Genomic DNA, 25,604 nt, shown 5'->3' with positions numbered 1-25,604 from the left:
CGTTCGAGGAGTTCGACGTCGACGCGGCCGCCGCGCGCGGGATGGCGTTCGAGCGCCTCGACCAGCTCGCCATGGACCACCTCCTCGGCACCCGCGGCTGAACGCACGTACCTGTTCGCATGGCCTCGCCGTGACCGGCCCCCGCGCGGAATGACCCGGAATCATGCGGTCCACGACCTGATTCCGTGTCAACCTCCGTGCGGGGGTCGCATCGGGGCCGGTACGGCGCGACCCTGGGCGGTATGGCCATACCGCCCGTACCGCCCGTACCGCCACAGCCGCCCGAGCCGCCGGGCGGCGGATTCGGACCGCCTACCGTACCCACCGGCCGCGCTCACGGCGGCCACGAAGGGGGCTACGGCCCGCCGCCGGGAGGCGACAGCGGCTACGGCCCCCCGGGAGGCGACAGCGGGTACGGCCCGCCGCCCCAGGACCCACGTGGGCCCGGGCGGCGTCGCAACCCCCTTCACTTGCTGCTCGCGGCGATCGTCGCCGTCGGGATCATCGTCGCCGTCGTGGTCCTGACGACCTCTCGGAACGACGACTCGCCCGCACGGAAACCGGCCGATGAGAGCAGTGCGAGCACCACTCCCGCGCCCTCCTTCAGCCTCCCGACCGAGCTGCCCAGCACCCTGCCCAGCGGGTTGCCCACCGCACTGCCGACCGAGCTTCCCACCGAGCTGCCGACCGCGCTTCCCACCGAACTGCCCAGCGACCTGGTGTCGTTGCTTCCGTCGCTGGCACCCTGACGGCGGGCGCGGACAGCCGTGGGTCAGATGCCCCGCGGCAGCCGCACGTAGGTCACCGTCGTCTCGATACCGCTGTCGACCAGCCGGCCCTGCGCGTCGAAGGCGCCCGCGCCGTCCGTCATGCCGAAGTCGTTGTCGTTGATGAGGGCGAGCGTGTCGTGATCCACGCGCGCGACGCCTTCGATCTTCCCCGGTACGCCGGCGACCTTGCCCAGATCGACGACCAGCCGCTTGGCCGGCACCGGGACGCCCGCGGCCGCCGGATCGTCGAGCTGCTCCAGGGAGGGCGACGTCGTGTCGTCGTCCCAGACGCTCCCGAGAATGTTCTCCCTGCGGTCCAGACGGATCAGTTGCAGCCGGGCGGCCTTGTCGGTGCGCTCCTCGACCAGCAGCCGGTCCCCGCCGACGGCGACGACCGAGGAGATCTTGAGCTCCGAGGTGTCGTCCTCGCTCGGGTCGACCACGTTCACCGGGTCGAAGCGGTAGGCGTACTCGGCGGTGACCGCCCGCTTCTTGGTGGAGAAGCGCAGCAGCCGGGTGGTGCGCGAGGCCTCTCCGGCGTTCGCGTCCGGCAGGGACAGCGGGCTCTGCAACGCCATCACCAGGTCGCCGCAGGGCAGTTGGGCGAGTCCCTCGAAGCCGCGGTTGATCTTCCGGTGCAGCAGCACGGCCGGCAGCGACTGGACCACCGGGTAGTCCGCACCGGGGAGTTCCAGCCCCTTGGGCACGTAGCGGACGAGCACCCTGCCGCGCGCGGAGACATGAACGAGGGAAGGACCGTACTCGTCGACCAGCCAGAAGCTGCCGTCCGCGGCGCGCACGATTCCCTCGGTGTCCAGCCCGTTCGGGTTGTAGGACAGGGGCGTCGTCGCGTTGTAGGAGTACGGAGCCTCGTCGCGTCCCGCCAGGTTCGACAGGCCCGTCACGGGCTTCCCGGACGACGTGGTGAGCGCAATGGCGTCGAGCACCTTCACGGTGTCACCGGAGACCCGGATCTTCACGATCGCCGGGTCGAAGCCGGGGACCGGGAACGTGCGGCGCTTGGTGCCGCTCACCTTGATCTGGCCGTTGGGCCCACGGTCGGTGATCGTCCAGAACTCGCCCTTGCGGCCCGCCGGGTAGATGTCGCTGCCGATGCCGCCGAGGTCGACGCCACGGTCGTCGTCCACGGTCCCGGGCAGCAGCGCATTGCTGAACGCGCCGAGCGGAAGGTCTCCGAGCGTCGCCGCGCGGACGACGCGGGCGTCCTCGGAGGGCGCGCTCGCGGCCGGTCCGGCCGCCACGAGTGCGGCCAGTACCGCGAGGGGTACACCCGCCGCGACGGAACGGTGGACGCGGCGCCGGCCGGTGGCGAGCGGGGACATCGAGCCTCCTGAGGAGCAGGTTGCGGAAAAGCCGTCAGATGTGGGGCGAGATTGCCGAGTTGGGGTCGTACGGACCAAGTGCGTTGACAGCGGACAGAGTTGGGTTTCCGATCGAACGCCGAACGACGGCCCGGTGAACGCCGGAAGTCGGCCGCTCGGCGGACCGGCGCCGAGCCGTGCGGGGGTCCTGGTTCCCTGGAGGGGCATCCGTGTGGAGGGCTGTCGCCGAAGGCGGGCGGGTCTGTCGGGGTGCGTCCGCGGTGACGGTCGGATCCGTCCGGAGGAGGGCCGGGCGGCGGCTTCGGCGGGGTGGCGCGGACGGCGGCGCGCTCGGCCCGGACCGCCTTAGAGTGTGATGCATATCACGTCATGAAGGGCGGTTTTTTACCCTCTCGGGGTCCCGTAAGGGTCGGGTTTCAGGGACGTCTCAGGGGCGCGAGTCGGAACCGCGGGGAGCGCGGGCCCGTTTTCACAGCAGAGAGCGGCAGGGGCCGCGAAGGAGGCGACGCACATGTCGAAGAACGCGAAGATCGCCGCGGGAGGGGTGGCGGCCGGGCTCATCCTGCTGATCTGGCTGCCATGGTGGGCCGCACTGCTGATAGTCCTGGGCGTTCCCGCGGCCGCGTACCTCGCGCTGGACCCCTCGCAGCGGCGCAGGCTGCGCAGGGTCGGCCGCAAGGAGCTGGGGCGCTGACGCGTCCGTCCACGGGCCCGCGGACGGCGTGGTCCGTGGACGGCCGACCGCGGGCGAGGCCCGTGGACGCCTGACCGCGCGCCGGGTGCGGTCGCGGGGTACCGGGCCGGCCGGCACACGCCCGTGCCGGCCGGAGTCATCGCCACCCGGAGCCGCCGCCCGCAGCTCCGGCCGCCCCGAGCCGCCGACGGCCGGCCGCCGGGTCCGGGGCCGGCCTCAGTTCGGGCGTACGGCCATCTTGTCGAGGGCTGCCAGCAGGCGGGGCAGCTCCGGTCCGCGTCCCACCGGCAGCACCTCACCGGGCTCGTCGTCCAGCAGGACGAACGCGATGTCGTCGGTCCTCGCCACCAGCGACCAGCCCGGACCGTCGGCGCGCAGGGTCCGCGCGTCCCCCGATCCGAAGGAGGACCGCACCCGTCCCAGGGGCGGCGGCGAATCGACGTACGCCCAGGCCTCCGCCAGGACGCGCCGGATCCCCTGGTGGCCGGGCTCCTTGGGTGCGGTCCCGCCGGGCTCGCCGGCCTTGTCGTCGGCCTCGGACGCCCCGGCGTCCGCGTCGGTGCCCGCAGAGGCTGCCGAGGCGCCGCCGGCGTCCTCTGCCGCCGCGGAGGCGCTGTCCGGGCCCGCGGCCGTCCCGGGATCCTTCGCGGAGGGGCTGAAGGCGTCCTCGTCGAGCTGCTCCCGCCACCGTGCCCACTGCATGGCGATCTCGTCCGCGCCCAGGCGCCGCTGGGCCGGGCCCCAGGTGCTCGTGTCCGGCGGGCACAGAGGTGGGCCGTCCCCCTCCTCCGGGGCCGGATCGTGCGGTGCCGGCACGCCGGGCGCCGCGACCGCCACCTCGAGGGGCCAGCCGGGCAGGGCGGCCACGACGGTCTGCTCCTCGGGCGACAGGTCGTACTCCAGGCCGCAGTCCCACGTCGCGATCGCGACGGCGGCCAGCGACACGTCGTCGATCGCGACCGTCCAGCGCGCCCCGTCGCCGTCCTGCCCCAGCACGAGGCCGTAGCCGTCGACGAGAGGGGCGAGACCGAGGGCCGAGCAGGCCTCCGGGTAGTCGTCGCCCAGTACGGTCGGGAATTTCGCCGGCGTCAGCAGCAGCGCCGTGAGCACGTAGAGCGCGTCGTCCGCGGCGGCGACGGTGTCCTCGTCCGTCCCGGCCATCTCAGCCTCCCCATAGGTTCGTCCATCGGCGCGCACCCTAGTGTGCCCGGAAGCCGCTTGTCACCGCTCCCACGCACATGCGGAACTGCGGTTTTCGTCCGGACGGGACGAATCGGCCAACCGCGGCCGGGGTCCTCAGGCCGTCGGGAGCCCGAGAAGATCACGTGCCACCGCGCCCGGCGACTCGTCGCGCTCCCGTGCGAGGGCGATGACGGCGCGGCACGCCGGCTCGCTCACCCCGAACGACAGCACCTCCGGTGACACCCGTCCCTCCGCCTCGGCGATCCGCTCCTGATCGTCCTCCGCGCAGGCCACGACGTACACGGCGGCCGCCTCGAACAGGTTGTGCGTACGTCGTCGGCGCTCGGTCTTCGCCCCGGGCCGTTCCGAGCCCGGAATCCCCGCGTACGTCCTGCGGATCCGGTCGGACAAACGGACTCTGCCGAAAACGGTGCCCCCCAAGTGCGGTTGTCTTCCGATCGGCCATCGCCTCGTCCCCAACGTAGAGTTGAAGCCTCGACGGCAGAAGGGGGTCGCTTCGATGAAGCGGTTCGAGCGGCTGGAACAGATCAGGCGGTTGGACCCGTACCGGGACTCGCTCGAGATCTACCGGCTCAGCTCGGCGTACGAGTTCCCCTGGGACTACACCCGGGCGCTCGAATTGGCCCTCTACCGCACGTATGCCGTTCCGAGCATCGGTCGGCTGCTGGCCGAGACGGCGGAGCTCACGGACCGTCCGCAAAAGCGCTACGACGACACTTCGCTACTGCTCGACGCCGTCGTCGAGCACGGGTTCGACAGCATCCAGGGCCGCACCGCGGTCCGCCGCATCAACCAGATGCACCGCAGCTACGACATCAGCGACGACGACATGCGCTATGTCCTGTGCACGTTCGTCGTCATGCCCAGGAGGTGGATCGATACCTACGCGTGGCGCCGGCTGTCACGCCACGAGGTCGTCGCTTCGGCCGTTCACTACCGAACTCTGGGGCGGCACATGGCCATCAAGGACGTCCCCCGGACCTACGAGGAGTTCGAGGCCTGTCTCGACGCCTACGAAGAGGCCCACTTCGACTGGGACGAGGAGGCTCGGCGCGTCTCGGACGCCACTCTCGACCTGATGACGTCCTGGTATCCGCGCCCGCTCGCCCCGCTGCTGCGTGCCTCGACGCTCGCACTGCTCGACGAACCACTGCTGCGGGCCTTCCGGTACACCCCGCCGGGTGATGCCACCCGCGCGCTGGTGCGCCGCGCGGTCCGGATGCGGGGGCGAGCCGTCCGGTTGCTGCCGCCGCGGCGCGCACCGCACCACGCGCGTCAGAACTGGGAGATCAAGGGCTACCCCGACGGCTACCGGCTGGAGGACCTGGGCACCCGCCCGGTCGCCGGCGTACGGGGTTGTCCCGTGAGGCATCCGGGCGCGTCAACCGCCGAGTGACTCCAGGGAGTCCAGCGTGTCCCGCAGCCAGGCGAGTTCGGCGCGAGAAGTGGCGCGCGCGATGGTCAGGATGCCGCGTCTGAAGGGATCGTCCACCTCCTCGGCGCGCAGCGGGCGGTCACCCGCGTAGAAGAAGCTCGCCGGTTCCTCGAGGAACGCCAGCCTGCGCCGCAGTACGGCCGACTGGGCGCCGGGGTCGTCCAGATGCCGAAGGAAGGCGAGCACCGTGAACCAGCGGTTCTCGTCGGTGATGTCGCGCTGGACGGGTTCGGCGAGCCGGTGGCGCAGTTCGCGCCTGCCCTCGTCGGTGAGCGTCAGAACGTGCCGTGGGGCCGCCACCGCGCCCGGTTCGGTCGTGCGGGCGAGGAGGCCGGCCAGCTCCATGCGCTTGATCGCGGGATAGAGCGTGCTCTCGGCCACGGGCCGCACGTGCCCTGTGAGGGCGGTGATGCGTTTACGCAGCTCATAGCCGTGCAGCGGGGCGTCGTACAGGAATCCGAGGATGGCGAGCTCGAGCATGCCCGCATTCTCGCCCACGGGGGGTGCGTCTGATGTGGATCGCTCACGCACTGCTCTATACATCGCTTCCATGATACCTCGATACCGATGTATATTCGTGGCGGCCGTGCAGGGCGGGACCGGTGACGTGAGGAGACGCGATGAAGCAGGCTGAGTTCGACGGCAAGGGGAACTGCGTGCGTTGGACGGAGACGCCGGGAGCCGAACCCGCGCGCGTGTACGTGCACGGCCTCGGCGCGACCTCGGCCGTGTACCACGCGCATGTCGCCGCCCGGCCCGAACTCGCGGGGCGGCGCAGTCTGTTCGTGGACCTGCCCGGGCACGGCATCAGCGACCGGCCCGAGGACTTCGGCTACACCCTCGTGGACCACGCGGACGCCCTGGCTGCGGCACTGGACGCCGCCGGCGTGACGGGTGCCGAACTCGTCGGGCACAGCATGGGCGGTTCCGTCGCCATCGTGCTCGCCCGGCGGCGGCCCGACCTCGTGTCCCGGCTGGTCCTCACCGAGGCCAACCTCGACGCCTTCCCGCCGGTCACGGCGGGGAGCAGCGGCATCGCCTCCTACGAGGAGGGCGCCTTCGTCGACGGCGGCCACGCGCGCGTGCTGGAGCAGGTGGGACCGCTGTGGGCGGCGACCATGCGACTGGCGGACCCGCGCGCCCTGCACCGTTCCGCCGTGGGGCTCAGGAAGGGTTCGGATCCGGTGATGCGCACCGTTCTCGAAGGACTGACGGTCGAGCGCGTGTACGTGCAGGGTGAGCGGAGCGGGGAACTCGAGGGCAGGGAAACCCTGGAGGCCGCGGGGGTACGGGTGATGACCGTGGCCGGCGCCGGTCACAACGTCATGTTCGACAACCCCGACGCGTTCGTCGCGGCGGTCCTGGGAGGCGGCCGGGGCTGACCCTCCGGGCCGGTCGCAGCCGGGTGTCTCAGCCCTCCCGGAGCGCCAGGGCCAGGAATCGCGCGTCCTCGTCGACGTACGACGTCATACGCCATCCCGAGGCGGCCAGGAGCGGACGCAGGCGGGGTTCCGCGCGCAGGTCGTCCGGGGTGATCTCGCGGCCCTGACGTGCGGCCAGCGCCCTTCTGCCGATCGGATGGAACAGCGCCAGCGTGCCGCCGGGACGCACCGCACGGGCCAGCTCCCGGAGGTTCTCCGCGGGACGAGGCAGATGGGCGACGAGCCCTGCCGCGAACACCGCGTCCAGCGACCGGGAACGCAACGGGAGCGCGGTGACGTCGGCGAGCAACAGCCCCCCGTTCCGGCCCTGTCCGGCCCGTGCGGCCGCCTCCAGCATGGCCGGTGTCAGATCGGCTCCGACGACCACTCCCGAGGCGCCCACGGCGGCCCGCAGCGGCCCGAGGGCGCGCCCGGTGCCGCAGCCCGCGTCGAGCACGCGGTCCCCTTCGCGCAGGCCCAGCGCGGCGACGGCGGCCGCGTAGGCGGGGCCGTCGTCGGGGAAGCGGCTGTCCCAGCCGGCGGCCCGGGCGGTGAAGAACTCCTGGACGTGCGTGTGGTGGTCGCTCATGTTCCGCATGATCCCGTACCGACACCGGCGACGTCTCGGCGCACATGTTCGAGCTTCGGGCGATCGAACCGACGCATATATGCGCCATATTCCAGCAGGTTTCGAAATGCGCCCCCTCCGTGCTCCCATGCCCCGACTAGCGTCCACCGGCCATGGGACATTTGGACCACGCCACCTTCGGCTGGCTGACCCCCGCGCTGTCGTACGTGATGGCGTGCACAGGGGCTGCGCTGGGACTCCGCTGCACCGTCCGCGCCCTCGGTGCCACCGGGCGCTCGCGCCGCAACTGGCTGCTCACCGCGGCCTCGGCGATCGGTACCGGCATCTGGACGATGCACTTCGTGGCCATGCTCGGCTTCGGCGTCGGCGGCACGGACATCCACTACGACGTGCCGCTCACCGTCCTGAGCCTCGTGGTCGCCATGATCGTCGTATCCGCCGGAGTCTTCGCCGTCGGCTACGGCCGCGGCCGCACCCGCGCGCTGCTCCTCGGCGGACTCACCACCGGGCTGGGCGTCGCGAGCATGCACTACCTCGGCATGGCCGCGATGCGGCTGCACGGCCGCGTGAGCTACGACCCGCCGCTCGTCGGGCTCTCCGTCCTGATCGCCGTCGTCGCGGCGACCGCGGCTCTGTGGGCGGCCCTCAACATCAAGTCGCCGGTCGCGGTCACCGTCGCCTCCCTCGTCATGGGAGCCGCCGTCAGCAGCATGCACTACACCGGGATGTTCGCCGTGAGCGTGCACGTCACGCCCTCCGGCGCCGCCCTGCCCGGAGCCTCGGCGATGCAGTTCATCTTCCCCCTCGCCGTCGGCCTCGGTTCCTACCTCTTCCTGACCTCGGCCTTCGTCGCGCTGTCACCGACGACGGGGGAGCGCGAGGCATCCGCCTCGGCCCAGCGCACGGCCGAGAGCGTCGCCCGCTAGCGGGCCTGCCGCGCCGGTGGATCCGCGCCCAAGGCCCACGAACGAACCACTTCCGAGCGAGGAGGCCATGCGTACACCCCGTAGGACCGCCCCGGCCGGCGCCGAGACGCCGCCTCCGTCCCCGGCACGCGGTCGCCGCGCACACGCCGGACCACCCGCCGACGAGGGCCCCGACGACTCCCCGGCCGCGCCGACGGACGGCCCGCACGGGCGCGCGGGCCGGCGGCTGCGGCCGGGCACCGTCCGCGCCAAGATCGTCTGCTTGCTGATGGTGCCGGTCGTGTCACTGCTGGCGCTGTGGGCGTCCGCCACCGTCAGCACCGCTCAGGACGTCTCCAGGCTGCTGCAGTTGCAGCAGGTGGACGCCCAGGTCCGGGCCCCCGTCGCGGCCGCGGTCACCGCCCTCCAGGCCGAGCGCGCCACGGCCGTGCGGTACGCGACCGAACCGGCCCTCGCCTCCGGAGGTGACTTCCGCGAGCTGACGCGGCGCACGGACGGAGCCGTCGCGAAGTTGCGCCTCGGCGACCGCAACACCGTCGCCGACGGCCAGGAGATGCCCGCCGGGGTGGCCCAGCGGCTGGAGGCGTTCGTCATGGGCGTGGAGGACCTGCGTTCCCTGCGGGCCGACGTGCTCGACGGCCGCGCCGGATGGCAGGAGGCGTACACGCGCTACACGGACAGCATCACCGCCGCCTTCCGCGTCGACGGAGCGCTGACCGGCGTCCAGGACGCCGACCTCGGCTCGGACACGCGCGTACTGCTCGAATTCTCCCGCGCGGGGGAGGCACTGGCCCAGGAGGACACGCTGCTCGCCAGCGCACGCCTCGTCGGCACGCTCGACGGGGCGCGGCTGAGGCAGTTCACCGGGGCCGTCGACATCCGTCGCGCGCTCACCGGGTCGGCCGTCGTGGACCTGCGCGGCTCCGAACGCGCCGCCTGGCGGAGCCTCGCCGAAAGCGGCGCCTACGCCGCCGTGGAGGCGGTCGAGGACCGCGTCCTGGCGAGCGGCTCCGGCCCGCGCGCGATCGACGCGGCACCCGGCGCCACGTGGGACGACGCGCACACGCGCGTGCAGGGCGGCATGCGCGCCATCGAGAAGGACGCCGCGCGCGGCGTCGCCGACCGGGCCGACCCGTTCACCCGCGGCCTGCTCACCTCGGCGGGTGCCGCGGTGCTGCTCGGGCTCGTCGCCGTCACCGCGTCGCTGGTCATCTCGGTGCGCATCGGACGCGGCCTGGTCGTCGAACTGGTCGGCCTGCGCAACCGCGCTCTGGACATCGCCCGGCGCAAACTGCCCGAGACCATGCGCAGGCTGCACGCGGGCGAGGAGATCGACGTCCTGGCGGAGGCGCCGCCAGGACCACGCGCGGAGGACGAGACAGGTCAGGTCGCCGAGGCCCTCGGCATCGTGCACCGGGCCGCGCTGCACGCCGCCGTGGAACGTGCGGAACTGGCCAGCGGCATCTCCGGTGTGTTCGTCAACCTCGCGCGCCGCAGCCAGGTCCTCGTCCACCGCCAGCTCAGCCTCCTCGACAGCATGGAACGCCGGTCGGACGACCCCGACGAGCTCGGCGACCTCTTCCGTCTCGACCACCTCACCACCCGAATGCGCCGCCACGCGGAGAGCCTGATCATCCTCTCCGGCGCGGCCCCCGGCCGGGCCTGGCGCATACCGGTCTCCCTGACGAACGTGGTCCGCGCGGCCGTCTCCGAGATCGAGGACTACGCGCGCGTGGAGGTAAGACAACTCCCCGAGGCGTCCGTCATCGGCACCGCGGTGGCCGACCTCACCCACCTGCTGGCCGAGATCGTCGAGAACGCGGCCCAGTTCTCACCGCCCCACACACGCGTGCGCATCGCCGGCGAACCCGTCGGCAACGGTTACGTGATCGAGGTCGAGGACCGCGGACTCGGCATGGGCAAGGAGACGCTCGCCGAGGCCAACCGGCGCATCGCGCAGTCCGAAGCCCTGAATCTCTTCGACAGCGACCGGCTCGGCCTGTTCGTGGTCAGCCGGCTCGCGGCGCGCCACGACATCAAGGTGCATCTGCGGACCTCGCCCTACGGCGGCACCACCGCGGTCGTCCTGCTGCCCACCGCCCTGTTGCACAGCGGTGCGCCGGAACGTTCTCCCTACGCGGCCGAGGAAGCACCGCGCACCGTGGAACCACGTGCCTACGCGCGCGTGGTGGGCCCCACCGCGCACCAGGAAGCCGTTCCCCCGTCCACCGACCGGCCGGCGCTGTCCGCCCCCGCACAGACCGCGGCGGCAGCCGGGCCCCAGGACCCGTCCCCCGGAGTCGCCACCTTGCGCCTGCACCGCCCCACGGACGACGCCGCGGGATCCGACAACCTCCCGCGCCGGGTACGGCAGGCCAGCCTCGCCCCCCAACTGAGGGAGCGGGCCGTCGAGGAGCCGGAGCAGCCGGCCGACCCGGGCGGTGACGACGGGCGCACACCGGAACTCGTACGGGACCGCATGACGGCCTTTCGCGCGGGGTGGACACGCGGCGGAGGCAGGCAACCCGGCCGCGGAGCCACCCCGGGCTCCGCACCGGTCAGCGACAGAGGCGAAGGAGACCCCGCATGATCCAGGACCCGAGCGTGAGGCAGGCCCGGCGGTCCGGCGAACTCGACTGGCTGCTGGACGACCTGGTGACGCGCGTGCGCGAAGTCAGGCACGCAGTGGTGCTGTCCAACGACGGCCTCGCCGTGGGCGCGTCCACCGACCTGAGCCGGGAGGACGCCGAACACCTGGCCGCGGTCGCCTCCGGCTTCCACAGCCTGGCCAAGGGCGCGGGTCGGCACTTCGGCGCCGGCGGCGTACGCCAGACGATGGTGGAGATGGACGACGGCTTCCTGTTCGTGGCCGCCGCGGGCGACGGCTCCTGCCTCGCCCTGCTGACCGCGGTGACCGCCGACATCGGCCTGGTGGCGTACGAGATGGCACGCCTGGTCAAGCGCGTGGGCGAGCACCTGCGCAGCGCGCCGCGCGCCACCGCGCGCCCGCCGGCCGGTGGATGAGGCGAGGGAACGGCCGGCGAAGATGACCGAAGGCAGGCGCGCGGCCCCGCACGAGCAGGGCAGCCAGTGGTACGACAACGAGGCCGGGCCCTTGGTGCGCCCGTACGCCGTGACGGGAGGACGGACCAAGCCCGGCCCCGTCGGAGTGCGCTTCGACCTGATCGCGCTCGTCACCCTGGACCCGGCGGCGTCCGGAGCCGACGACGCCGGTCTCGGCCCGGAGCACCGCCGCCTCGTCGATCTGTGCCGTCCGGAGACACAGTCCGTCGCCGAACTCGCGGCAGGCGCCGACCTGCCCGTCGGCGTCGTCCGGGTCCTGCTCGGCGACCTCCTGGAGCTGGGCCGCGTCGTCGTCAGCCGGCCGGTTCCCCCGGCTCAGCTGCCCGACGAACGGATTCTGCGCGAAGTGATCGCAGGGCTGCGGGCACTGTAGATGAACGTTCACCACCGTCCGGACCCGAATGGACGTGCACATCGGCGACTTCGGCAGCCCGCCGTGCAGCGAACGTGCACAGATCGGCCCGATCGTTCCACAAACGGTCGAATGCCCCCTGAAGGGGGTGCAGTTGTCATGATGCTGACTTCGTGAAACCGCCCCGGAGCCACGGGCGGACCGTCCGCCCGGGCGTGCCGCACCCCGACGGACGGACGTCTGCCGTGGCCCGTACTCCCGAGAGAAGTGATCGATGATCTCCGAGCACTCCGAAGACATGGACGGCGACACGACCGCCCTGGCGTTGAAGATCCTGGTCGCCGGCGGGTTCGGCGTGGGCAAGACCACCCTGGTGGGCGCGGTCAGCGAGATCAGGCCGCTGCGCACCGAGGAACTGCTCAGCGAGGCCGGACAGCTGGTGGACGACACCGGCGGCGTGGACCAGAAGGTCACGACGACCGTCGCGATGGACTTCGGGCGCATCACCATCCGCTCCGGCCTCTCCCTGTACCTGTTCGGCACCCCCGGCCAGGACCGCTTCTGGTTCCTGTGGGACGAGCTGTCGCAGGGAGCCCTCGGAGCCGTGGTCCTCGCGGACACCCGGCGGCTGGAGGACTGCTTCCCCGCCGTGGACTACTTCGAGCACCGCCACATCCCGTTCGTGGTGGCCGTCAACTGCTTCCCGTGCGCACGGACCTACGGCGCCCGCGAGGTCTCGTCGGCCCTCGATCTCGACGAGGGCACGCCCGTCGTGCTGTGCGACGCCCGCGACCGCGACTCGGGGAAGGAAGTCCTGATCCGGCTCGTCGAGTACGCCGGGCGGATGCACACCGCCCGGCTGCTCGACTCGGTGGGCTGACGGTCGGCCTTCGGACCGGCGGCGCCGTCAGTCGGCGACGCCCTTCTCCGCCAGGACCTTCTCGACCCCGATCCGGACGAGGAGTTCTCCCGGGACGCCGTTGCGGGCGCCGATCTCCTCGGCCCGGTCCTCGCCCATGTACCGGGCGGCGATCCGGGTGGCCCAGTGCCGGACCTCGTCCAGGTCCTCCGAGAGCGCCGCACGTCCGTGCACCACCACGAAGTCGAACGGCGGCCGGTCGTCGTCCACGCACAGCGCGACCCGGCCGTCCCTGGCCAGATTGCGTCCCTTCACGGTGCTCTTGCCGGTGTTGAACACGATCTCGTCCCCGTCCAGCAGGAACCAGATCGGCGCCACGTGCGGGCTTCCGTCGGCCCGGACGGTGGACAATTTCCCCGTGCGCGTCCCGTACGAGACGAACGCCCGCCACTCGTCATCGGTCATCTTCTGTGCCATGTCCACATCCTCCTTGCCGGGCGCCCTGAGGTGGGGAAGGCTGGCGGAGAGATCCTCCGGTCAGGGGGAGACGTCGCACGGGGAGACCGGATCATGGAGCAGAACCAGGGACTCGGCTGGCTGCTGGACGACCTGACCGAGCGTGTCGAACACGTACGGCACGCCTTGGTGTTGTCCAGCGACGGACTGGTGACGGCCGCGAGCACAGGACTACGACGGGAGGATTCGGAGCATCTGGCCGCCGTGTCGTCCGGACTGCACAGCCTGGCCAAGGGCTCGGGACGCCACTTCGGTGCGGGACAGGTGCGTCAGACGATGGTCGAGTTCGACGACGCCGTCCTGTTCGTCACCGCCGCGGGCACCGGCAGCTGCCTGAGCGTCCTCACCGGCGCGCAGGCCGACATCGGCCAGATCGCCTACGAGATGACACTCCTCGTCAACCGAGTCGGCGAACACCTCGGACTGGACGCCCGTCAGCCCGAACGAACTCCGGTCGTAGACATCTGACCTGCGGTTTTTCATCCTCCGTCGAGTTATCCACAGGCTCGCCACGACAAGCGCCGCTGCGGCTACGGTTTTTCCCACGGCAAGCGCGCACGGCGCGAGTCACCGACTCCACGGGGGAGACCGACCATGTCCGGCCACACGATCACGACACCGCACGTGCCCACCATCACGACACCGCACGTGCCCACCATCACGACACCGCACGTCCCCACCATCGCGACAGGCACCGTCGCCACCAGCCGCGCCGCCCGGGAACTGGGACTCAGGCGGGGCGAGTTCGATCTCGCCGTGCGCCTCGGACGGATCCGGACCGTGCCCGACGAAGGCGGCGGGGGAGCGCGCCGCGTCGCGCACAGCGAGATCGACCGGTTGCGTGCCGCGGCGGACTTCCCCGAGGGGCTGCGCGCCGGCGTCCGGGTCGTGGGGACCAGGGAAGGCGCGGCCCTCTTGGACGTGACGGCCGCCCGCTTCACCCGCCTGGCACGTCTGGGCCTGGTGACCCCGGTGAACTTTTACCTCAACCGCTACCGCGCGTTGGTCTGGCTGTATCTCGCCGACGACATCGAGCAGTTCGCCGCCAAGGAGGAACACCGCCGACTGCTGACCGGGCGTACCCCCGAAGCGCTGCGGGACCGGCTGCGCGCGGGAGTGGACCTGCGGCCCCGCAACTGGCGGGCACGACAGCTGGAATTCCTGCTGCGGCAGGCCGACGGCCCCTGGCAGCGCGCGGGTGCCCTGGCCGCTCTGCTCGCCCCCGACCAGATCGCCGAGACCGTCACGGATCCCCGCGAGCGAGCCAGGGTCGACCGGTTCCGGCCGGATCCGCCCGCCCAGGGCGCTCCCGGGTCACCGTCCGCGCGGATCGCCGAGACGATCGCCATGGCCGCCGACCCGGACGAGATCGGCCGGCTCAGGGCCGACCTGGCGCGCGCCGTCGAGCTGGCTCGCCGGCACCGGCCCGTGCCACGCCCCGCACCTCACGGGACCGCGGACGCGGATCGTCGGACCCCACGGCGCGAAGTCCGCGGCGCAGCGACGCACGTGCCGGACCGGCCCGAGCGGACGCGCGGCTTCCTGAGCCGGCTGTGCCGCAGAGGCCCCTGACCTACAGCGCCCGGAACAGACCCTCCTGGACGACGGACACCAGCAGGCGTCCCTCCAGGTCGTAGATCCGGCCGCGGGCCAGGCCCCGCCCGCCCGTGGCGATCGGCGACTCCTGGTCGTACAGGAACCACTCGTCCGCGCGGAACGGCCGGTGGAACCACATGGCATGGTCCAGCGACGCCATGTCGAAGTTCCGCGCACCCCACAGGGGTTCGACCGGGATACGGACGGCGTCCAGCAGCGTCATGTCGCTCGCGTACGTCAACGCGCACGTGTGCACCAGCGGATCGTCCCCGAGCGGACCGACCGCACGCATCCACACCGCGCTGCGCGGCTCGGCACCCTCGATGTCCTCGGCGTTCCAGCGCAGCCGGTCCACATACCGGATGTCGAAGGGCTGACGGCGCGCCATCCGTTCCAACTGCTCCGGCAGTGCCCCCAGATGCTCCCGGATCTCCTCCGCGACCGTCGGCAGGGACTCCGGAGACGGCACCTTGCGGGCCGGCGGCAACTGGTGCTCGAAGGGACCTTCCTCAGGCCTGTGAAAGGAGGCGGTGAGATTGAAGATCGTGCGGCCCTGCTGCACGGCGGTGACCCGGCGGGTGGTGAACGACAGCCCGTCCCGGACCCGCTCGACCTGGTACACGATCGGCACGCCCGGACGGCCGGGGCGCAGGAAGTACGCGTGCAGCGAGTGCACCGGGCGCTCGCCGTCCGTGGTGCGCCCGGCGGCGACCAGTGCCTGGCCCGCCACCTGGCCGCCGAAGACCCGTTGCAGGGATTCCTGCGGGCTGCGGCCACGGAAGATGTTGACCTCGATCTGCTCCAGGTCGAGCAGGTCGACGAGCCTCTCGGCCGGATTCGTCATGGGTGGGATTCTCCTCGGCTCACAGCTGGCCGACGTCGGTGACACGGACGACAGCGCGGCCCTCGGCGTCCGAGGCCGCGAGGTCGATCTCGGCGCTGACGCCCCAGTCGTGATCGCCACGGGGGTCGTCGAAGATCTGCCGGACCCGCCACAGGCCGTGCTGCGGCTCCTCCTCGATCAGGAGCAGCTTGGGACCGCGGGCGTCCGGACCGGTGCCGAGCTCCTCGTACTCGTCCCAGTACTTGTCCATCGCCTCGCCCCAGGCATCGGCGTCCCAGCCGGCCTCCGCGTCCATCTCGCCCAGCTCCCCGACCTGGTCGAGCGCGGCGAGCTCGACACGGCGGAACATGGCGTTGCGGACCAGGACACGGAAGGCACGCGCGTTGGCGGTGACCGGCTTGACCTGGTCGGCCTTCTCCTGGGCCTCCTCGGCCGTCATCTCCTCCGGGTTGGCCAGCTGCTCCCACTCGTCCAGCAGGCTGGAGTCGACCTGGCGCACCATCTCGCCCAGCCAGGCGATCAGGTCCTCCAGATCCTCGGACTTCAGGTCGTCCGGGATGTTGTGCTCCAGGGTCTTGTACGCGCTGGCCAGGTAGCGCAGCACGATGCCCTCGGTGCGTGCCAGCTCGTAGTGGGAGACCAACTCCGTGAAGGACATGGCCCGCTCGTACATGTCACGGATGACGGACTTCGGCGACAGCGGATGGTCGCCCACCCACGGGTGGCTCTTGCGGTAGGTGTCGTAGGCGTGGAAGAGCAGCTCCTCCAGCGGCTTCGGGTATCCGATGTCCTGGAGCCGCTCCATGCGCTCCTCGTACTCGACCCCGTCCGCCTTCATCGCGGCGACGGCCTCGCCGCGCGCCTTGTTCTGCTGGGCGGCGAGGATCTGCCGCGGGTCGTCCAGGGTGGACTCCACGACGGACACCATGTCCAGCGCGTAGGACGGCGACTCCGGGTCCAGGAGTTCGAACGCGGCCAGTGCGAAGGTGGAGAGCGGCTGGTTGAGGGCGAAGTCCTGCTGGAGGTCGACCGTCAGACGCACGATGCGGCCCGTGGCGTCCGGTGTGTCGAGCTTCTCCACGATGCCGCCGTCCAGCAGGGAACGGTAGATCGCGATCGCGCGCCGGATGTGCCGCAGTTGCTGCTTGCGCGGCTCGTGGTTGTCCTCCAGGAGCCGGCGCATCGCCTCGAAGGCGTTGCCGGGCCGGGCGATCACCGACAGCAGCATCGTGTGCGTGACCCGGAAACGGGAGGTCAGCGGCTCCGGCTCGGAGGTGATGAGCTTGTCGAACGTGGTCTCGGTCCAGGCGACGAAGCCCTCGGGCGCCTTCTTGCGGACCACCTTCCGGCGCTTCTTGGGGTCGTCACCCGCCTTGGCGAGCGCCTTCTCGTTCTCGATGACGTGCTCGGGGGCCTGGGCGACCACGAAGCCGGCCGTGTCGAAACCGGCCCGGCCGGCCCGGCCCGCGATCTGGTGGAACTCCCGGGCCCGCAGCGTGCGCACCCGATTGCCGTCGTACTTGGTCAGAGCCGTGAACAGAACGGTGCGGATGGGCACGTTGACACCGACGCCGAGCGTGTCCGTGCCGCAGATGACCTTCAACAGACCGGCCTGGGCGAGCTTCTCCACCAGACGCCGGTACTTCGGCAGCATGCCGGCATGGTGGACGCCGATGCCGTGCCGCACGTAGCGGGAGAGGTTGCGGCCGAACTTGGTGGTGAAACGGAAGTTGCCGATCAGGTCGGCGATCCGCTCCTTCTCCTCCTTCGAGCACATGTTGATGCTCATCAGCGCCTGCGCGCGCTCCACGGCCTGCGCCTGGGTGAAGTGCACGATGTAGACGGGCGCCTGCCTGGTGTCCAGCAGGTCGGTGAGCGTCTCCGTGAGCGGGGTGTAGCGGTACTCGTAGGAGAGCGGCACCGGGCGGTTGGCCGAGCGGACCACCGAGGTGGGCCGGCCGGTGCGCCGGGTCAGGTCCTTCTCGAAGAAGGAGACGTCACCGAGCGTGGCCGACATCAGGACGAACTGCGCCTGCGGCAGTTCCAGCAGGGGGATCTGCCAGGCCCAGCCCCGGTCCCCTTCCGCGTAGAAGTGGAACTCGTCCATGACGACCTGACCGACGTCGGCGTCCTTGCCGTCGCGCAGCGCGATCGACGCGAGCACCTCGGCGGTGCAGCAGATCACCGGCGCGTCCGCGTTGACGGACGCGTCACCGGTGAGCATGCCGACGTTCTCGGTACCGAAGATCTTGCACAGCTCGAAGAACTTCTCCGAGACCAGCGCCTTGATCGGGGCGGTGTAGAACGTGACCTCGTCCCGGGCGAGCGCGGCGAAGTGCGCGCCCGCCGCGATCATGCTCTTGCCCGACCCGGTGGGCGTCGACACGATCACGTTGGCACCGGAGACCACCTCGATCAGCGCCTCCTCCTGGTGGGGGTAGAGCGTCAGACCGCGCTCCTGGGCCCACGACTCGAAGGCTTCGTAGAGGGCGTCGGGGTCTGCGGTCGGCGGCAGCTGATCGATGAGGGTCACGCACCCATATTGCCTGGCCTCGGGCCCGATACGGGAATCGGATACCGCGTCGAAGATCACGACCGCTACGCTGTGGCGCCGACGGAGCGTCAACGCACCCGGTCAACTGGACAGCGACACACGAGGAACAGGGCGGGCAACGGCCATGATGGGACCAGCACACTCACTGTCGGGCGCTGCCGCCTGGCTCGGCGTAGGAGCGGCCGCCGCCGCGGCCGGGCATCCGATGCCCTGGCCGGTCGTGGTGGCCGGTGCGCTGATCTGCGCCGGTGCCGCTCTCGCTCCGGACCTCGACCACAAGGCCGCCACCATCTCCCGTGCCTTCGGCCCGGTCTCGCGCTGGCTCTGCGAGATCGTCGACAAGCTCTCCTACGCCGCCTACAAGTCCACCAGGAAGCCGGGCGACCCGCGCCGCTCCGGTGGGCACCGCACCCTCACCCACACCTGGCTGTGGGCGGTCATGATCGGCGCGGGCACCTCGGCCCTGGCGATAGCCGGCGGCCGCTGGGCGGTGCTGGCGATCCTCTTCGTGCACATGGTGCTGGCCATCGAAGGCCTGCTGTGGCGGGCCGCCCGCGGCTCCAGCAGCGACATCCTGGTGTGGCTGCTGGCCGCGACCACCGCATGGATCGTCGCCGGAGTCCTGGACAAGCCCGGCAACGGCTCGGACTGGCTGTTCACGGCACCCGGCCAGGAGTATCTGTGGCTGGGCCTGCCGATCGTCCTCGGCGCCCTGGTGCACGACATCGGGGACGCCCTGACCGTCTCGGGCTGCCCGATACTCTGGCCGATCCCGCTGGGCCGCAAGCGCTGGTACCCCCTCGGCACCCCGAAGGCGATGCGCTTCCGGGCCGGCAGCTGGGTCGAGCTCAAGGTGCTGATGCCCGTGTTCATGGTGGCCGGCGGGGTGTGCGGCGCGGCAGCGCTCAACTACATCTGAGGCGACACGTACGCCCCGGCGTGGTACGCCCGTCCGGGGTGTCACGCCCGGCCGGGGCCCCTGACTCAGCCGGACAGGCTGTCCTCGTCGACGATGTGCATCGCGGCCTCCTCCGCGGAGGCCGCCGCACCGTCGATGCCGACGTCCGTGGCCACCAGCGCGCTCTCCTCGTCCTCGTGCGCCCCCTCGTCGGGGGCCACGAGCCTGCCGGAGCGCTGGGCGCCGACCTCGTTGTCGAGGACTTCGCCATCGGTGCCCTCGACGTCGCCGATGCCGTCGCTGTCGGAGACGTCGAGGTCCGGCGTCTCCTCCGCCAGGCGCTCGTCCAGCGTCTGGCCGCGGTGCCGCTCGGCGGCGGTGACGTCGGAGCGCTCCACCGCCCACGGCCGCTCGGGAGGGGACCAGCCCCGGTCGAGAGGGTCACCGACGCCGTCGTTCTCCAGGGTGTCTTCCACGTCGAGGAGTCCCGTGTCGGCCTGGACCTCGGATCCGTCGGGCTGGTAGACGTCGTCTCCCCATCCGTCGACGCTGTTCACGGGTACCTCCAGGTCGTGGGAACGGGCCCGCTCGTACCGCGGTCGGCGATCGGCCGCCGCTGCACGGGGCGCAGGCTGCGCGCGGCACGCACCGAAGGATTCCCGGGTGCTTCCGGAACCTGTGCCGCTTTCCAGCGTTCCACCCGGGTTCGGGACTGCGCAACGCCAGAGCGCGAGGAGGCGCCCACCGTCGGCACGCGCACGGCCCTCCCCGACCGCTGGGAGAGCCCCCGCCGACGCCCCCGCGAGAGTTCCCGGGAGCCCGGCCCCCAGCGAAGTCCCGTCGGCCCGCGCCCGGGGGACTGACCGGTGTCCGCCGACGCCGTCCGGCCCCGGCGGACCCGCCCGGCGGCCCCGCACCGGGGCCGAGGCCGGGAGCAGGGCCGCGGCGCGCCGACGTGGCCGCTCCTGCCCGGCGGCTCGCCGTCGACGCCCGGTCGGCGCGGCTGCGGGGCCTGTGGACCTGCGCCGGGGGGACGGCGACGGCCGAAGCCGGATCGGGCCGATACCGGATCGGGCCGATACCGGACCGGGCCGCCCGGCCCGTGCGTCCGCCCGCCCGGTGCCGTCCGCTCCCTCAGCCGTGCCAGGACCGCCACAGAGCCGCGTACGCGCCGTCCGCCGCGACCAGCTCGTCATGGCTGCCCAGCTCACTGATGCGGCCGTTCTCCACGACCGCGATGACGTCCGCGTCGTGGGCGGTGTGCAGCCGGTGGGCGATGGCGATCACCGTACGGCCGTCGAGCACGCGGGCCAGGGAGCGCTCCAGATGGCGTGCCGCCCGCGGGTCGAGCAGCGAGGTCGCCTCGTCCAGGACCAGGGTGTGCGGGTCTGCCAGCACCAGCCGGGCCAGCGCGATCTGCTGGGCCTGGGCCGGGGTGAGCGCGAGGCCGCCCGAGCCGACCTCGGTGTCCAGACCGGCGTCGAGGGCGCGCGCCCAGCCGTCCGCGTCGACCGCGCCGAGCGCGGCCCACAGCTCGGCGTCGTCCGCGTGGGTCCGGGCGAGCAGCAGGTTGTCACGCAGGGAACCCACGAACACGTGGTGTTCCTGGTTGACCAGGGCCACGTGCGAGCGGACCCGCTCGGCGGGCATCCGGGACAGCTCGGCACCCCCGAGGGCGATGCGGCCCGCCCGGGGCGCGTAGATGCCGGCGAGCAGCCTGCCCAGGGTGGACTTGCCCGCGCCGGAGGGGCCGACCAGCGCCAGCCGGGTGCCGGGCGCGACCGCGAGCGAGACCTCGCGCAGGACGTCCACCCCCGCGCGGTAGCCGAAGTGCACCCGGTCCGCGTGGACGTCGCGCCCGTCGGGAGCCACCGACTCGTCCCCGGCGTCGGGCTCGATGTCCCGCACTCCGACCAGCCGCGCGAGCGACACCTGGGCCACCTGCAACTCGTCGTACCAGCGAAGGATCAGGTTGACCGGGTCGACCAGCATCTGCGCGATCAACGCGCTCGTGGTCATCTGGCCGATCCCGATCCAGCCCTGGAGGACGAACACCCCGCCGATCAGCACGACGGAGGCGATCACGGTCACATGGGTGACGCTGACGACCGGGAAGAGCACGGACCGCAGCCAGAGCGTGTAGCGCTCCCAGGCGGTCCACTCCTTGATGCGGCGGTCCGACTGCTCGACGCGGCGGACCCCGAGCCGGTGCGCCTCGACGGTGCGTCCGGCGTCCACGGTCTCGGCGAGAGCGGCGGCGACGGCTGCGTATCCGGCGGCTTCGGAACGGTATCCGGAGGGTGCCCGCCGGAAGTACCAGCGGCAGCCGACGATCAGCACCGGCGCGGCGAGCAGCACGGCCGGAGCCAGCGGCGGTGCGGTGACGACGAGTCCGCCGAGCAGCAGCACCGTCCACATCACGCCGATCGCGAGCTGTGGCACGGCCTCGCGCATGGCGTTGCCCAGCCGGTCGATGTCCGTGGTGATCCGGGAGAGCAGATCGCCGGTGCCCGCCCGCTCCAGGACACCCGGCGGCAGCCCCACCGACCGCACGAGGAAGTCCTCGCGCAGGTCGGCCAGCATCCGCTCGCCGAGCACCGCGCCCCGCAGCCGCACCTGCCGCACGAACACGGCCTGGACGAGCAGGGCGATCACGAACAGGGCGGCGGTGCGCTCCAGATGGAGTTCCCGCGCGTGGTCCGACACACGCTCGACCAGGCCGCCCAGCAGCCAGGGACCGACCATCGAGGTGATCACCGCGACCGTGTTGACCGTGATGAGCATCAGGAAGGCCGGGCGGTGCCGGCGGAACAGCTCGGCCACGTAGGCGCGTACGGTCGCCGGGGCGCCGACGGGCAGGGTGCTCGCCGTCGTCGGGGCCGCCGGGTCGTAGGCCGGTGGCGCCACGCCGATCATGCGGTCTCCTCGATCTCTTCCAGGGCGCCCCGGAAGGCACCGTCGTCATCGGTCCCGGCGGTCCCGGCCGGCTCGGTGGTCCCGGCGGCTCCGGCCGAGGTGGTGGGCGCCGACCTCGCGGCCGACACGGCCGACACGGTCGGTGCGGTCGGTGCGGTCGGTCCGGTCTCCGACGGCGTCTGCGCACCGGTGGCGAAGGCGGGCTCGTCCTGCGTCTCCCGGGTCACCACGGCCCGGTACCGGGGCTCCGCGAGCACCAGCTCCCGGTGCTCGCCGACCGCCGCGACCTCGCCCTCGTGCACCAGGACGACCCGGTCGGCACGGTCCAGCAGCAGTGGCGAGGAGGTGAAGACCACCGTCGTGCGGCCCGCCCGCAGTCGGCTGACACCCTCCGCGATGCGCGCCTCGGTGTGCGAGTCGACAGCGGAGGTCGGCTCGTCCAGGACGAGGACCTCCGGGTCCGTGATCAGCGACCGGGCCAGCGCGAGCCGCTGGCGCTGGCCGCCCGAGAGGGAACGTCCGCGTTCGGAGATACGGGCGTCCAGCGGGTCCTCGGCGTCGAGCGAGCCCTGCACGAGCGCCTCCAGGACGTCACCGCACTGTGCGGCCGCCAGCGCCGCCCGCGGATCGACGTCACCGGAGGCGGGGACGTCGAGCAGTTCGCGCAGCGTGCCGGAGAGCAGCACGGGGTCCTTGTCCTGGACGAGGACGGCCGTCCGCGCCGCGTCGAGGGGCAGTTCGTCCAGCGGCACACCGCCGAGCAGCACGGAGGTGGTGCCGGACTCCGCCGGATGACCGCCGAGCCGTTCGGCGAGCCGACCCGCCGCGTCCGGGTCGCCGCAGACCACCGCGGTGAGCATGCCGACGGGGGCGAACAGTGCGGTGTCCGGGTCGTACAGGTCCCCTGACGGCACGTCGGCCGGGCGCGAGCCCCCGGTGTCGGTGGACCGCTCCAGCGACAGCACGCCCGCGGCCCGCCGGGCCGAGGGCCGCGAGAAGGAGTAGGCCATCGCGATCTCTTCGAAGTGCCGCAAGGGGTAGGTGAGCACCATGACCGAGCTGTAGACCGTGACGAGTTCGCCGACGGAGATCCGGCCCTCGCGGGCCAGGTGGACGCCGTACCAGACGACCGCGATCAGCAGCAGGCCCGGCAGCAGGACCTGGATCGCCGAGATCAGGGACCACATCCGGGCGCTGCGCACGGCGGCGTGGCGGACATCCTGCGAGGCGCGGCGGTAGCGGTCGAGGAACAGGTCCTCGCCGCCGATGCCGCGCAGCACACGCAGACCGGCGACGGTGTCGGAGGCCAGCTCGGTGGCGCGTCCGGCCTTCTGGCGCTGGAGGTCGGCCCGTCGGGTCGCGCGCGGCAGCAACGGCAGCGCGGCGAGGGCCAGTACGGGCAGCCCCACGGCGACGACCAGGCCGAGCGCGGGCTGGTAGACGACCAGGCCCACGCAGACCAGGACGATGGTCAGTGCGGCGGCGGTGAAGCGGGAGACGGCCTCCACGAACCAGCCGATCTTCTCCACGTCGCCCGTGGAGACCGCCACCACCTCGCCTGCGGCGACCCGCCGGGTCAGCGCGGAGCCCAACTGCGTGGCCTTGCGGGCCAGTAGCTGCTGGACGCGGGCCGCCGCCGTGATCCAGTTGGTGACCGCGGCCCGGTGCAGGAAGGTGTCGCCGACGGCGATGCCCACGCAGCACACGGCCATCAGCCCGCCGGCGAGGGCCAGTCGGGAGCCGGAGCGGTCGACGACGGCCTGGACGGCGTAGCCGACGCAGAAGGGCTGGGCGGAGACGGCCGTGAAGTGCAGCAGGCCCCAGGCCAACGACCGGATCTGACCGCCCAGCTGGTTCCGGCCGAGCCACCACAGGAACCGGGAGCCCGAACGCACGTCGGGTACGCCCGGGTCGGGATACGGAAGGTCTTGAATCTGCATGACGTCCAAGTGGCTCGTGTCAGGGGGCGGACGGGGAGAGGGAAAGGAGGGCAGACAAGGGCGGAGCCGCGAGGTGCGGCAACAAACCGTGAAAGGTTCGCGTCGGAGCGTGGTCAAAATCAACCTGTTTTTCCGAGGCGCCGAACAGTTCAGGCTTCCCGGTCCGCGCGATCCGGGGTGGTCCGGAATTACTCGGATGTGCCCAACTCTGGTTGAATGTCCGGAAAGTTCTACGAGGGTGGGGTGAAGCCGGAGTGGCTGCGCACGGTGTGCGAGAACCGGGAGTGCGACCCGCGCTCCCCTCGACGGCCGTGAAGACCCCGACGGCCCGGGCGACCCGTGCGGCCCGTACGGCTCTGTCGGTCCTGCCGGTGCTCGTGACCCTGGCGGGCCTGCCGGCCCTGTCCGGATGCGACGGCCCGGACCGGGGAAGCGGCGGGGGCGCGGGATCCGCCGCGGCCGCGGACCGCACCCACTCGGTCCGGGCCGACCCGCACCGAGTCGACCCGAGCCGAACCAGCCTGGACCGCACCCACCCGGAGCGGACCCGGCCGGAGCGCCCCCGCGCAAGGTCTGTGGATCCGGCCCGTATCCCGGGCGTCGGCGAGCGCCTTCGGGGGCGGATCCCCGCCGACTCCCGCCAGGTGGTGGCCGTCTACGGGGACGGCAGGAACTCGGCCGACTCCACGGTCGTGCTGTACGCCCGGCGCGGCGCCGCCTGGGAGCGCCTCCGCGAGTGGCCCGCGCACAACGGGAAGAAGGGCTGGACCACCGACCACCACGAGGGGGACGGGCGCAGCCCCGTGGGGGTGTTCACGCTCACCGACGCCGGCGGTGTCCTCGCCGACCCCGGTACCCGGCTCCCGTACACGAGATCCGCCGGCTTCGCGGCTCCGCGCTGGTGGGCCAGGTCGCACTGGCACGACTTCGACTACGTCATCGCCATCGACTACAACCGCGTCAAGGGCGTCGCGCCGAACGACCCGGCCCGCCCCGAGGGCGGTGCCAGAGGGGGCGGTATCTGGCTGCACCTGGACCACGGCAGCGGTACGTCGGCCTGCGTCGGCCTGTCCCGGACGGCGATGGAGTACCTGCTGCGCACACTCGCCCCGGACCGGCACCCCGTGGTGGTGATGGGCGACAGGGCGCAGCTCGGCTGACGCGGCACCGGAGCCCGCCGTTCAGCAGCCGCGCCCCCGCACCGGAGGGCCGTCCACCAGCGTGTCCAGCAGGCTCCCGAGTGCCTCGCGCTGGGCGCCCGTCAGCGGCGCGAGGATCTCCTGCGCGGCGGACACGCGCGCCCCGCGCAGTTCACGCAGGGCCTCCTGGCCGTCGTCCGTGAGTTCGACGCGGATCACGCGGCGGTTGGTCGGGTCGGGGACCCGTCGCACCTTGCCGCTCGTCTCCAGCCCGTCGACCAGGGTCGTCACGGCCCGGGGCACCACTTCCAGCCGTTCGGCCAGGTCGGCCATGCGGGGCGAGGTGTCGCAGTGCGCCAGGATACGCAGCAGCCGGGCCTGGGCCGGTGTCACACCCAGGCCGCGCTGCTGGAGGTGGTGCTTCTGGATGCGGTGCACCCGGCGCGTGAGTCGCAGGAGTTGCTCGGCGAGCAGGCCGTCGGGATCGGGGCTGGTCATGGGGGAACAATATCAGGACCAGGTTCA

25 protein-coding genes are annotated in these 25,604 nt (G+C 72.2%); 13 read left to right on the top strand and 12 right to left on the bottom strand.

All coding sequences use genetic code 11. The annotated features are described in order from the left end of the window. Nucleotides 1-470 precede the first annotated feature (470 nt). Nucleotides 471-749 (top strand): hypothetical protein, encoded by a 279-nt coding sequence (locus ACZ7OY_RS37885; RefSeq protein ID WP_472250123.1) that lies wholly within the window; start codon nt 471-473, stop codon nt 747-749. Between the two features lie 23 nt (nt 750-772). On the opposite strand, the gene ACZ7OY_RS37880 is transcribed toward ACZ7OY_RS37885, so the two are convergent. Beyond that, nucleotides 773-2,113: an esterase-like activity of phytase family protein gene (locus ACZ7OY_RS37880; RefSeq protein WP_472250122.1), complete on the bottom strand. Its 1,341-nt coding sequence runs from the start codon at nt 2,111-2,113 to the stop codon at nt 773-775. Nucleotides 2,114-2,624: 511 nt separating this feature from the next. On the opposite strand from ACZ7OY_RS37880, the gene ACZ7OY_RS37875 reads away from it, so the two are divergent. Continuing rightward, nucleotides 2,625-2,807: a hypothetical protein gene (locus tag ACZ7OY_RS37875; protein ID WP_129796572.1), complete on the top strand. Its 183-nt coding sequence runs from the start codon at nt 2,625-2,627 to the stop codon at nt 2,805-2,807. A gap of 216 nt (nt 2,808-3,023) precedes the next feature. Here the strand turns inward: ACZ7OY_RS37875 and ACZ7OY_RS37870 are convergent, their stop codons facing one another. After that, the gene (locus ACZ7OY_RS37870; protein ID WP_472250121.1) at nt 3,024-3,968 is read right to left on the bottom strand and encodes a hypothetical protein; all 945 of its coding nucleotides are present in this window, start codon (nt 3,966-3,968) and stop codon (nt 3,024-3,026) included. 135 nt (nt 3,969-4,103) lie between these two features. Continuing rightward, nucleotides 4,104-4,400, bottom strand: coding sequence for a hypothetical protein (locus ACZ7OY_RS37865; RefSeq protein WP_472250120.1), 297 nt, complete (start codon nt 4,398-4,400; stop codon nt 4,104-4,106). Nucleotides 4,401-4,509: 109 nt separating this feature from the next. Here ACZ7OY_RS37865 and ACZ7OY_RS37860 point away from each other — a divergent pair, with 109 nt between their 5' ends. Beyond that, nucleotides 4,510-5,406, top strand: coding sequence for an oxygenase MpaB family protein (locus ACZ7OY_RS37860; protein ID WP_472250119.1), 897 nt, complete (start codon nt 4,510-4,512; stop codon nt 5,404-5,406). On the opposite strand, the gene ACZ7OY_RS37855 is transcribed toward ACZ7OY_RS37860, so the two are convergent. After that, on the bottom strand, nt 5,392-5,925 hold the full coding sequence (locus tag ACZ7OY_RS37855) for a PadR family transcriptional regulator (RefSeq protein ID WP_472250118.1): 534 nt from the start codon (nt 5,923-5,925) through the stop codon (nt 5,392-5,394). The genes ACZ7OY_RS37860 and ACZ7OY_RS37855 overlap by 15 nt on opposite strands. Nucleotides 5,926-6,065: 140 nt before the next feature. On the opposite strand from ACZ7OY_RS37855, the gene ACZ7OY_RS37850 reads away from it, so the two are divergent. After that, nucleotides 6,066-6,827, top strand: coding sequence for an alpha/beta fold hydrolase (locus ACZ7OY_RS37850; RefSeq protein ID WP_472250117.1), 762 nt, complete (start codon nt 6,066-6,068; stop codon nt 6,825-6,827). A 28-nt stretch (nt 6,828-6,855) separates the two neighbouring features. Here ACZ7OY_RS37850 and ACZ7OY_RS37845 read toward each other — a convergent pair whose 3' ends face one another. After that, nucleotides 6,856-7,455, bottom strand: coding sequence for a class I SAM-dependent methyltransferase (locus ACZ7OY_RS37845; protein WP_472250116.1), 600 nt, complete (start codon nt 7,453-7,455; stop codon nt 6,856-6,858). Nucleotides 7,456-7,607: 152 nt separating this feature from the next. Here ACZ7OY_RS37845 and ACZ7OY_RS37840 point away from each other — a divergent pair, with 152 nt between their 5' ends. The 5 genes from ACZ7OY_RS37840 (at nt 7,608) to ACZ7OY_RS37820 (ending at nt 12,697) form a co-directional block, all read left to right on the top strand. Next, a complete protein-coding gene (locus ACZ7OY_RS37840) occupies nt 7,608-8,381 on the top strand; it encodes an MHYT domain-containing protein (protein WP_472250115.1) in 774 nt (257 codons plus the stop codon). 67 nt (nt 8,382-8,448) lie between these two features. Further along, on the top strand, nt 8,449-10,971 hold the full coding sequence (locus tag ACZ7OY_RS37835; protein WP_472250114.1) for a sensor histidine kinase: 2,523 nt from the start codon (nt 8,449-8,451) through the stop codon (nt 10,969-10,971). Continuing rightward, entirely contained in the window at nt 10,968-11,405 is a 438-nt protein-coding gene (locus tag ACZ7OY_RS37830) for a roadblock/LC7 domain-containing protein (RefSeq protein WP_351611226.1), read from the top strand. The genes ACZ7OY_RS37835 and ACZ7OY_RS37830 overlap by 4 nt, the downstream gene beginning before the upstream one ends. Before the next feature lie 22 nt (nt 11,406-11,427). Then, the gene (locus ACZ7OY_RS37825; protein WP_472250113.1) at nt 11,428-11,838 is read left to right on the top strand and encodes a DUF742 domain-containing protein; all 411 of its coding nucleotides are present in this window, start codon (nt 11,428-11,430) and stop codon (nt 11,836-11,838) included. A gap of 253 nt (nt 11,839-12,091) precedes the next feature. After that, nucleotides 12,092-12,697: a GTP-binding protein gene (locus tag ACZ7OY_RS37820; RefSeq protein WP_472250112.1), complete on the top strand. Its 606-nt coding sequence runs from the start codon at nt 12,092-12,094 to the stop codon at nt 12,695-12,697. 27 nt (nt 12,698-12,724) lie between these two features. Here ACZ7OY_RS37820 and ACZ7OY_RS37815 read toward each other — a convergent pair whose 3' ends face one another. After that, nucleotides 12,725-13,153 (bottom strand): PPOX class F420-dependent oxidoreductase, encoded by a 429-nt coding sequence (locus tag ACZ7OY_RS37815; RefSeq protein ID WP_351611234.1) that lies wholly within the window; start codon nt 13,151-13,153, stop codon nt 12,725-12,727. A 93-nt stretch (nt 13,154-13,246) separates the two neighbouring features. Here ACZ7OY_RS37815 and ACZ7OY_RS37810 point away from each other — a divergent pair, with 93 nt between their 5' ends. Both ACZ7OY_RS37810 and ACZ7OY_RS37805 read left to right on the top strand, forming a co-directional pair. Beyond that, nucleotides 13,247-13,660: a roadblock/LC7 domain-containing protein gene (locus ACZ7OY_RS37810; protein WP_351611237.1), complete on the top strand. Its 414-nt coding sequence runs from the start codon at nt 13,247-13,249 to the stop codon at nt 13,658-13,660. A gap of 126 nt (nt 13,661-13,786) precedes the next feature. Continuing rightward, nucleotides 13,787-14,764 carry a DUF6397 family protein gene (locus ACZ7OY_RS37805; protein WP_472250111.1) on the top strand — a complete coding sequence of 326 codons (978 nt, stop codon included), beginning with the start codon at nt 13,787-13,789 and terminating at the stop codon, nt 14,762-14,764. 1 nt (nt 14,765) lies between these two features. Here ACZ7OY_RS37805 and ACZ7OY_RS37800 read toward each other — a convergent pair whose 3' ends face one another. Both ACZ7OY_RS37800 and ACZ7OY_RS37795 read right to left on the bottom strand, forming a co-directional pair. Continuing rightward, entirely contained in the window at nt 14,766-15,632 is an 867-nt protein-coding gene (locus ACZ7OY_RS37800) for an acyl-CoA thioesterase (protein ID WP_472250110.1), read from the bottom strand. A 19-nt stretch (nt 15,633-15,651) separates the two neighbouring features. Further along, nucleotides 15,652-18,165 (bottom strand): DEAD/DEAH box helicase, encoded by a 2,514-nt coding sequence (locus tag ACZ7OY_RS37795; RefSeq protein ID WP_472250109.1) that lies wholly within the window; start codon nt 18,163-18,165, stop codon nt 15,652-15,654. A gap of 145 nt (nt 18,166-18,310) precedes the next feature. On the opposite strand from ACZ7OY_RS37795, the gene ACZ7OY_RS37790 reads away from it, so the two are divergent. Continuing rightward, on the top strand, nt 18,311-19,105 hold the full coding sequence (locus ACZ7OY_RS37790; protein ID WP_472250108.1) for a metal-dependent hydrolase: 795 nt from the start codon (nt 18,311-18,313) through the stop codon (nt 19,103-19,105). Nucleotides 19,106-19,170: 65 nt separating this feature from the next. On the opposite strand, the gene ACZ7OY_RS37785 is transcribed toward ACZ7OY_RS37790, so the two are convergent. The 3 genes from ACZ7OY_RS37785 to ACZ7OY_RS37775 all read right to left on the bottom strand — a co-directional run bounded on the left by ACZ7OY_RS37785 (nt 19,171) and on the right by ACZ7OY_RS37775 (nt 23,940). Next, nucleotides 19,171-19,641, bottom strand: a complete 471-nt coding sequence (locus ACZ7OY_RS37785) for a DUF5709 domain-containing protein (protein ID WP_472250107.1) — start codon at nt 19,639-19,641, stop codon at nt 19,171-19,173. Nucleotides 19,642-20,218: 577 nt separating this feature from the next. Further along, the gene (locus ACZ7OY_RS37780) at nt 20,219-22,000 is read right to left on the bottom strand and encodes an ABC transporter ATP-binding protein (protein WP_472250106.1); all 1,782 of its coding nucleotides are present in this window, start codon (nt 21,998-22,000) and stop codon (nt 20,219-20,221) included. Continuing rightward, a complete protein-coding gene (locus ACZ7OY_RS37775; protein ID WP_472250105.1) occupies nt 21,997-23,940 on the bottom strand; it encodes an ABC transporter ATP-binding protein in 1,944 nt (647 codons plus the stop codon). Before ACZ7OY_RS37775 ends, ACZ7OY_RS37780 begins: the two co-directional genes overlap by 4 nt. A 521-nt stretch (nt 23,941-24,461) precedes the next feature. On the opposite strand from ACZ7OY_RS37775, the gene ACZ7OY_RS37770 reads away from it, so the two are divergent. Beyond that, nucleotides 24,462-25,100: a L,D-transpeptidase family protein gene (locus ACZ7OY_RS37770; RefSeq protein WP_472250127.1), complete on the top strand. Its 639-nt coding sequence runs from the start codon at nt 24,462-24,464 to the stop codon at nt 25,098-25,100. Nucleotides 25,101-25,121: 21 nt separating this feature from the next. Here ACZ7OY_RS37770 and ACZ7OY_RS37765 read toward each other — a convergent pair whose 3' ends face one another. Beyond that, nucleotides 25,122-25,577, bottom strand: coding sequence for a MarR family winged helix-turn-helix transcriptional regulator (locus ACZ7OY_RS37765; protein WP_472250104.1), 456 nt, complete (start codon nt 25,575-25,577; stop codon nt 25,122-25,124). Nucleotides 25,578-25,604 lie beyond the last annotated feature (27 nt).

The sequence above is a fragment of the Streptomyces sp. NPDC107559 genome, assembly GCF_055657365.1.
This window is presented reverse-complemented; position numbering and strand designations above follow the sequence as displayed.

Coding starts and splice junctions, on each gene's coding strand:
- ACZ7OY_RS37765 (WP_472250104.1), bottom strand. CDS start 25,577: ATGACCAGCCCCGATCCCGACGGCCTGCTCGCCGAGCAACTCCTGCGA.
- ACZ7OY_RS37830 (WP_351611226.1), top strand. CDS start 10,968: ATGATCCAGGACCCGAGCGTGAGGCAGGCCCGGCGGTCCGGCGAACTC.
- ACZ7OY_RS37860 (WP_472250119.1), top strand. CDS start 4,510: ATGAAGCGGTTCGAGCGGCTGGAACAGATCAGGCGGTTGGACCCGTAC.
- ACZ7OY_RS37870 (WP_472250121.1), bottom strand. CDS start 3,968: ATGGCCGGGACGGACGAGGACACCGTCGCCGCCGCGGACGACGCGCTC.
- ACZ7OY_RS37875 (WP_129796572.1), top strand. CDS start 2,625: ATGTCGAAGAACGCGAAGATCGCCGCGGGAGGGGTGGCGGCCGGGCTC.
- ACZ7OY_RS37855 (WP_472250118.1), bottom strand. CDS start 5,925: ATGCTCGAGCTCGCCATCCTCGGATTCCTGTACGACGCCCCGCTGCAC.
- ACZ7OY_RS37800 (WP_472250110.1), bottom strand. CDS start 15,632: ATGACGAATCCGGCCGAGAGGCTCGTCGACCTGCTCGACCTGGAGCAG.
- ACZ7OY_RS37815 (WP_351611234.1), bottom strand. CDS start 13,153: ATGGCACAGAAGATGACCGATGACGAGTGGCGGGCGTTCGTCTCGTAC.
- ACZ7OY_RS37820 (WP_472250112.1), top strand. CDS start 12,092: ATGATCTCCGAGCACTCCGAAGACATGGACGGCGACACGACCGCCCTG.
- ACZ7OY_RS37780 (WP_472250106.1), bottom strand. CDS start 22,000: ATGATCGGCGTGGCGCCACCGGCCTACGACCCGGCGGCCCCGACGACG.
- ACZ7OY_RS37775 (WP_472250105.1), bottom strand. CDS start 23,940: ATGCAGATTCAAGACCTTCCGTATCCCGACCCGGGCGTACCCGACGTG.
- ACZ7OY_RS37850 (WP_472250117.1), top strand. CDS start 6,066: ATGAAGCAGGCTGAGTTCGACGGCAAGGGGAACTGCGTGCGTTGGACG.
- ACZ7OY_RS37835 (WP_472250114.1), top strand. CDS start 8,449: ATGCGTACACCCCGTAGGACCGCCCCGGCCGGCGCCGAGACGCCGCCT.
- ACZ7OY_RS37845 (WP_472250116.1), bottom strand. CDS start 7,455: ATGAGCGACCACCACACGCACGTCCAGGAGTTCTTCACCGCCCGGGCC.
- ACZ7OY_RS37840 (WP_472250115.1), top strand. CDS start 7,608: ATGGGACATTTGGACCACGCCACCTTCGGCTGGCTGACCCCCGCGCTG.
- ACZ7OY_RS37810 (WP_351611237.1), top strand. CDS start 13,247: ATGGAGCAGAACCAGGGACTCGGCTGGCTGCTGGACGACCTGACCGAG.
- ACZ7OY_RS37880 (WP_472250122.1), bottom strand. CDS start 2,113: ATGTCCCCGCTCGCCACCGGCCGGCGCCGCGTCCACCGTTCCGTCGCG.
- ACZ7OY_RS37790 (WP_472250108.1), top strand. CDS start 18,311: ATGATGGGACCAGCACACTCACTGTCGGGCGCTGCCGCCTGGCTCGGC.
- ACZ7OY_RS37825 (WP_472250113.1), top strand. CDS start 11,428: ATGACCGAAGGCAGGCGCGCGGCCCCGCACGAGCAGGGCAGCCAGTGG.
- ACZ7OY_RS37805 (WP_472250111.1), top strand. CDS start 13,787: ATGTCCGGCCACACGATCACGACACCGCACGTGCCCACCATCACGACA.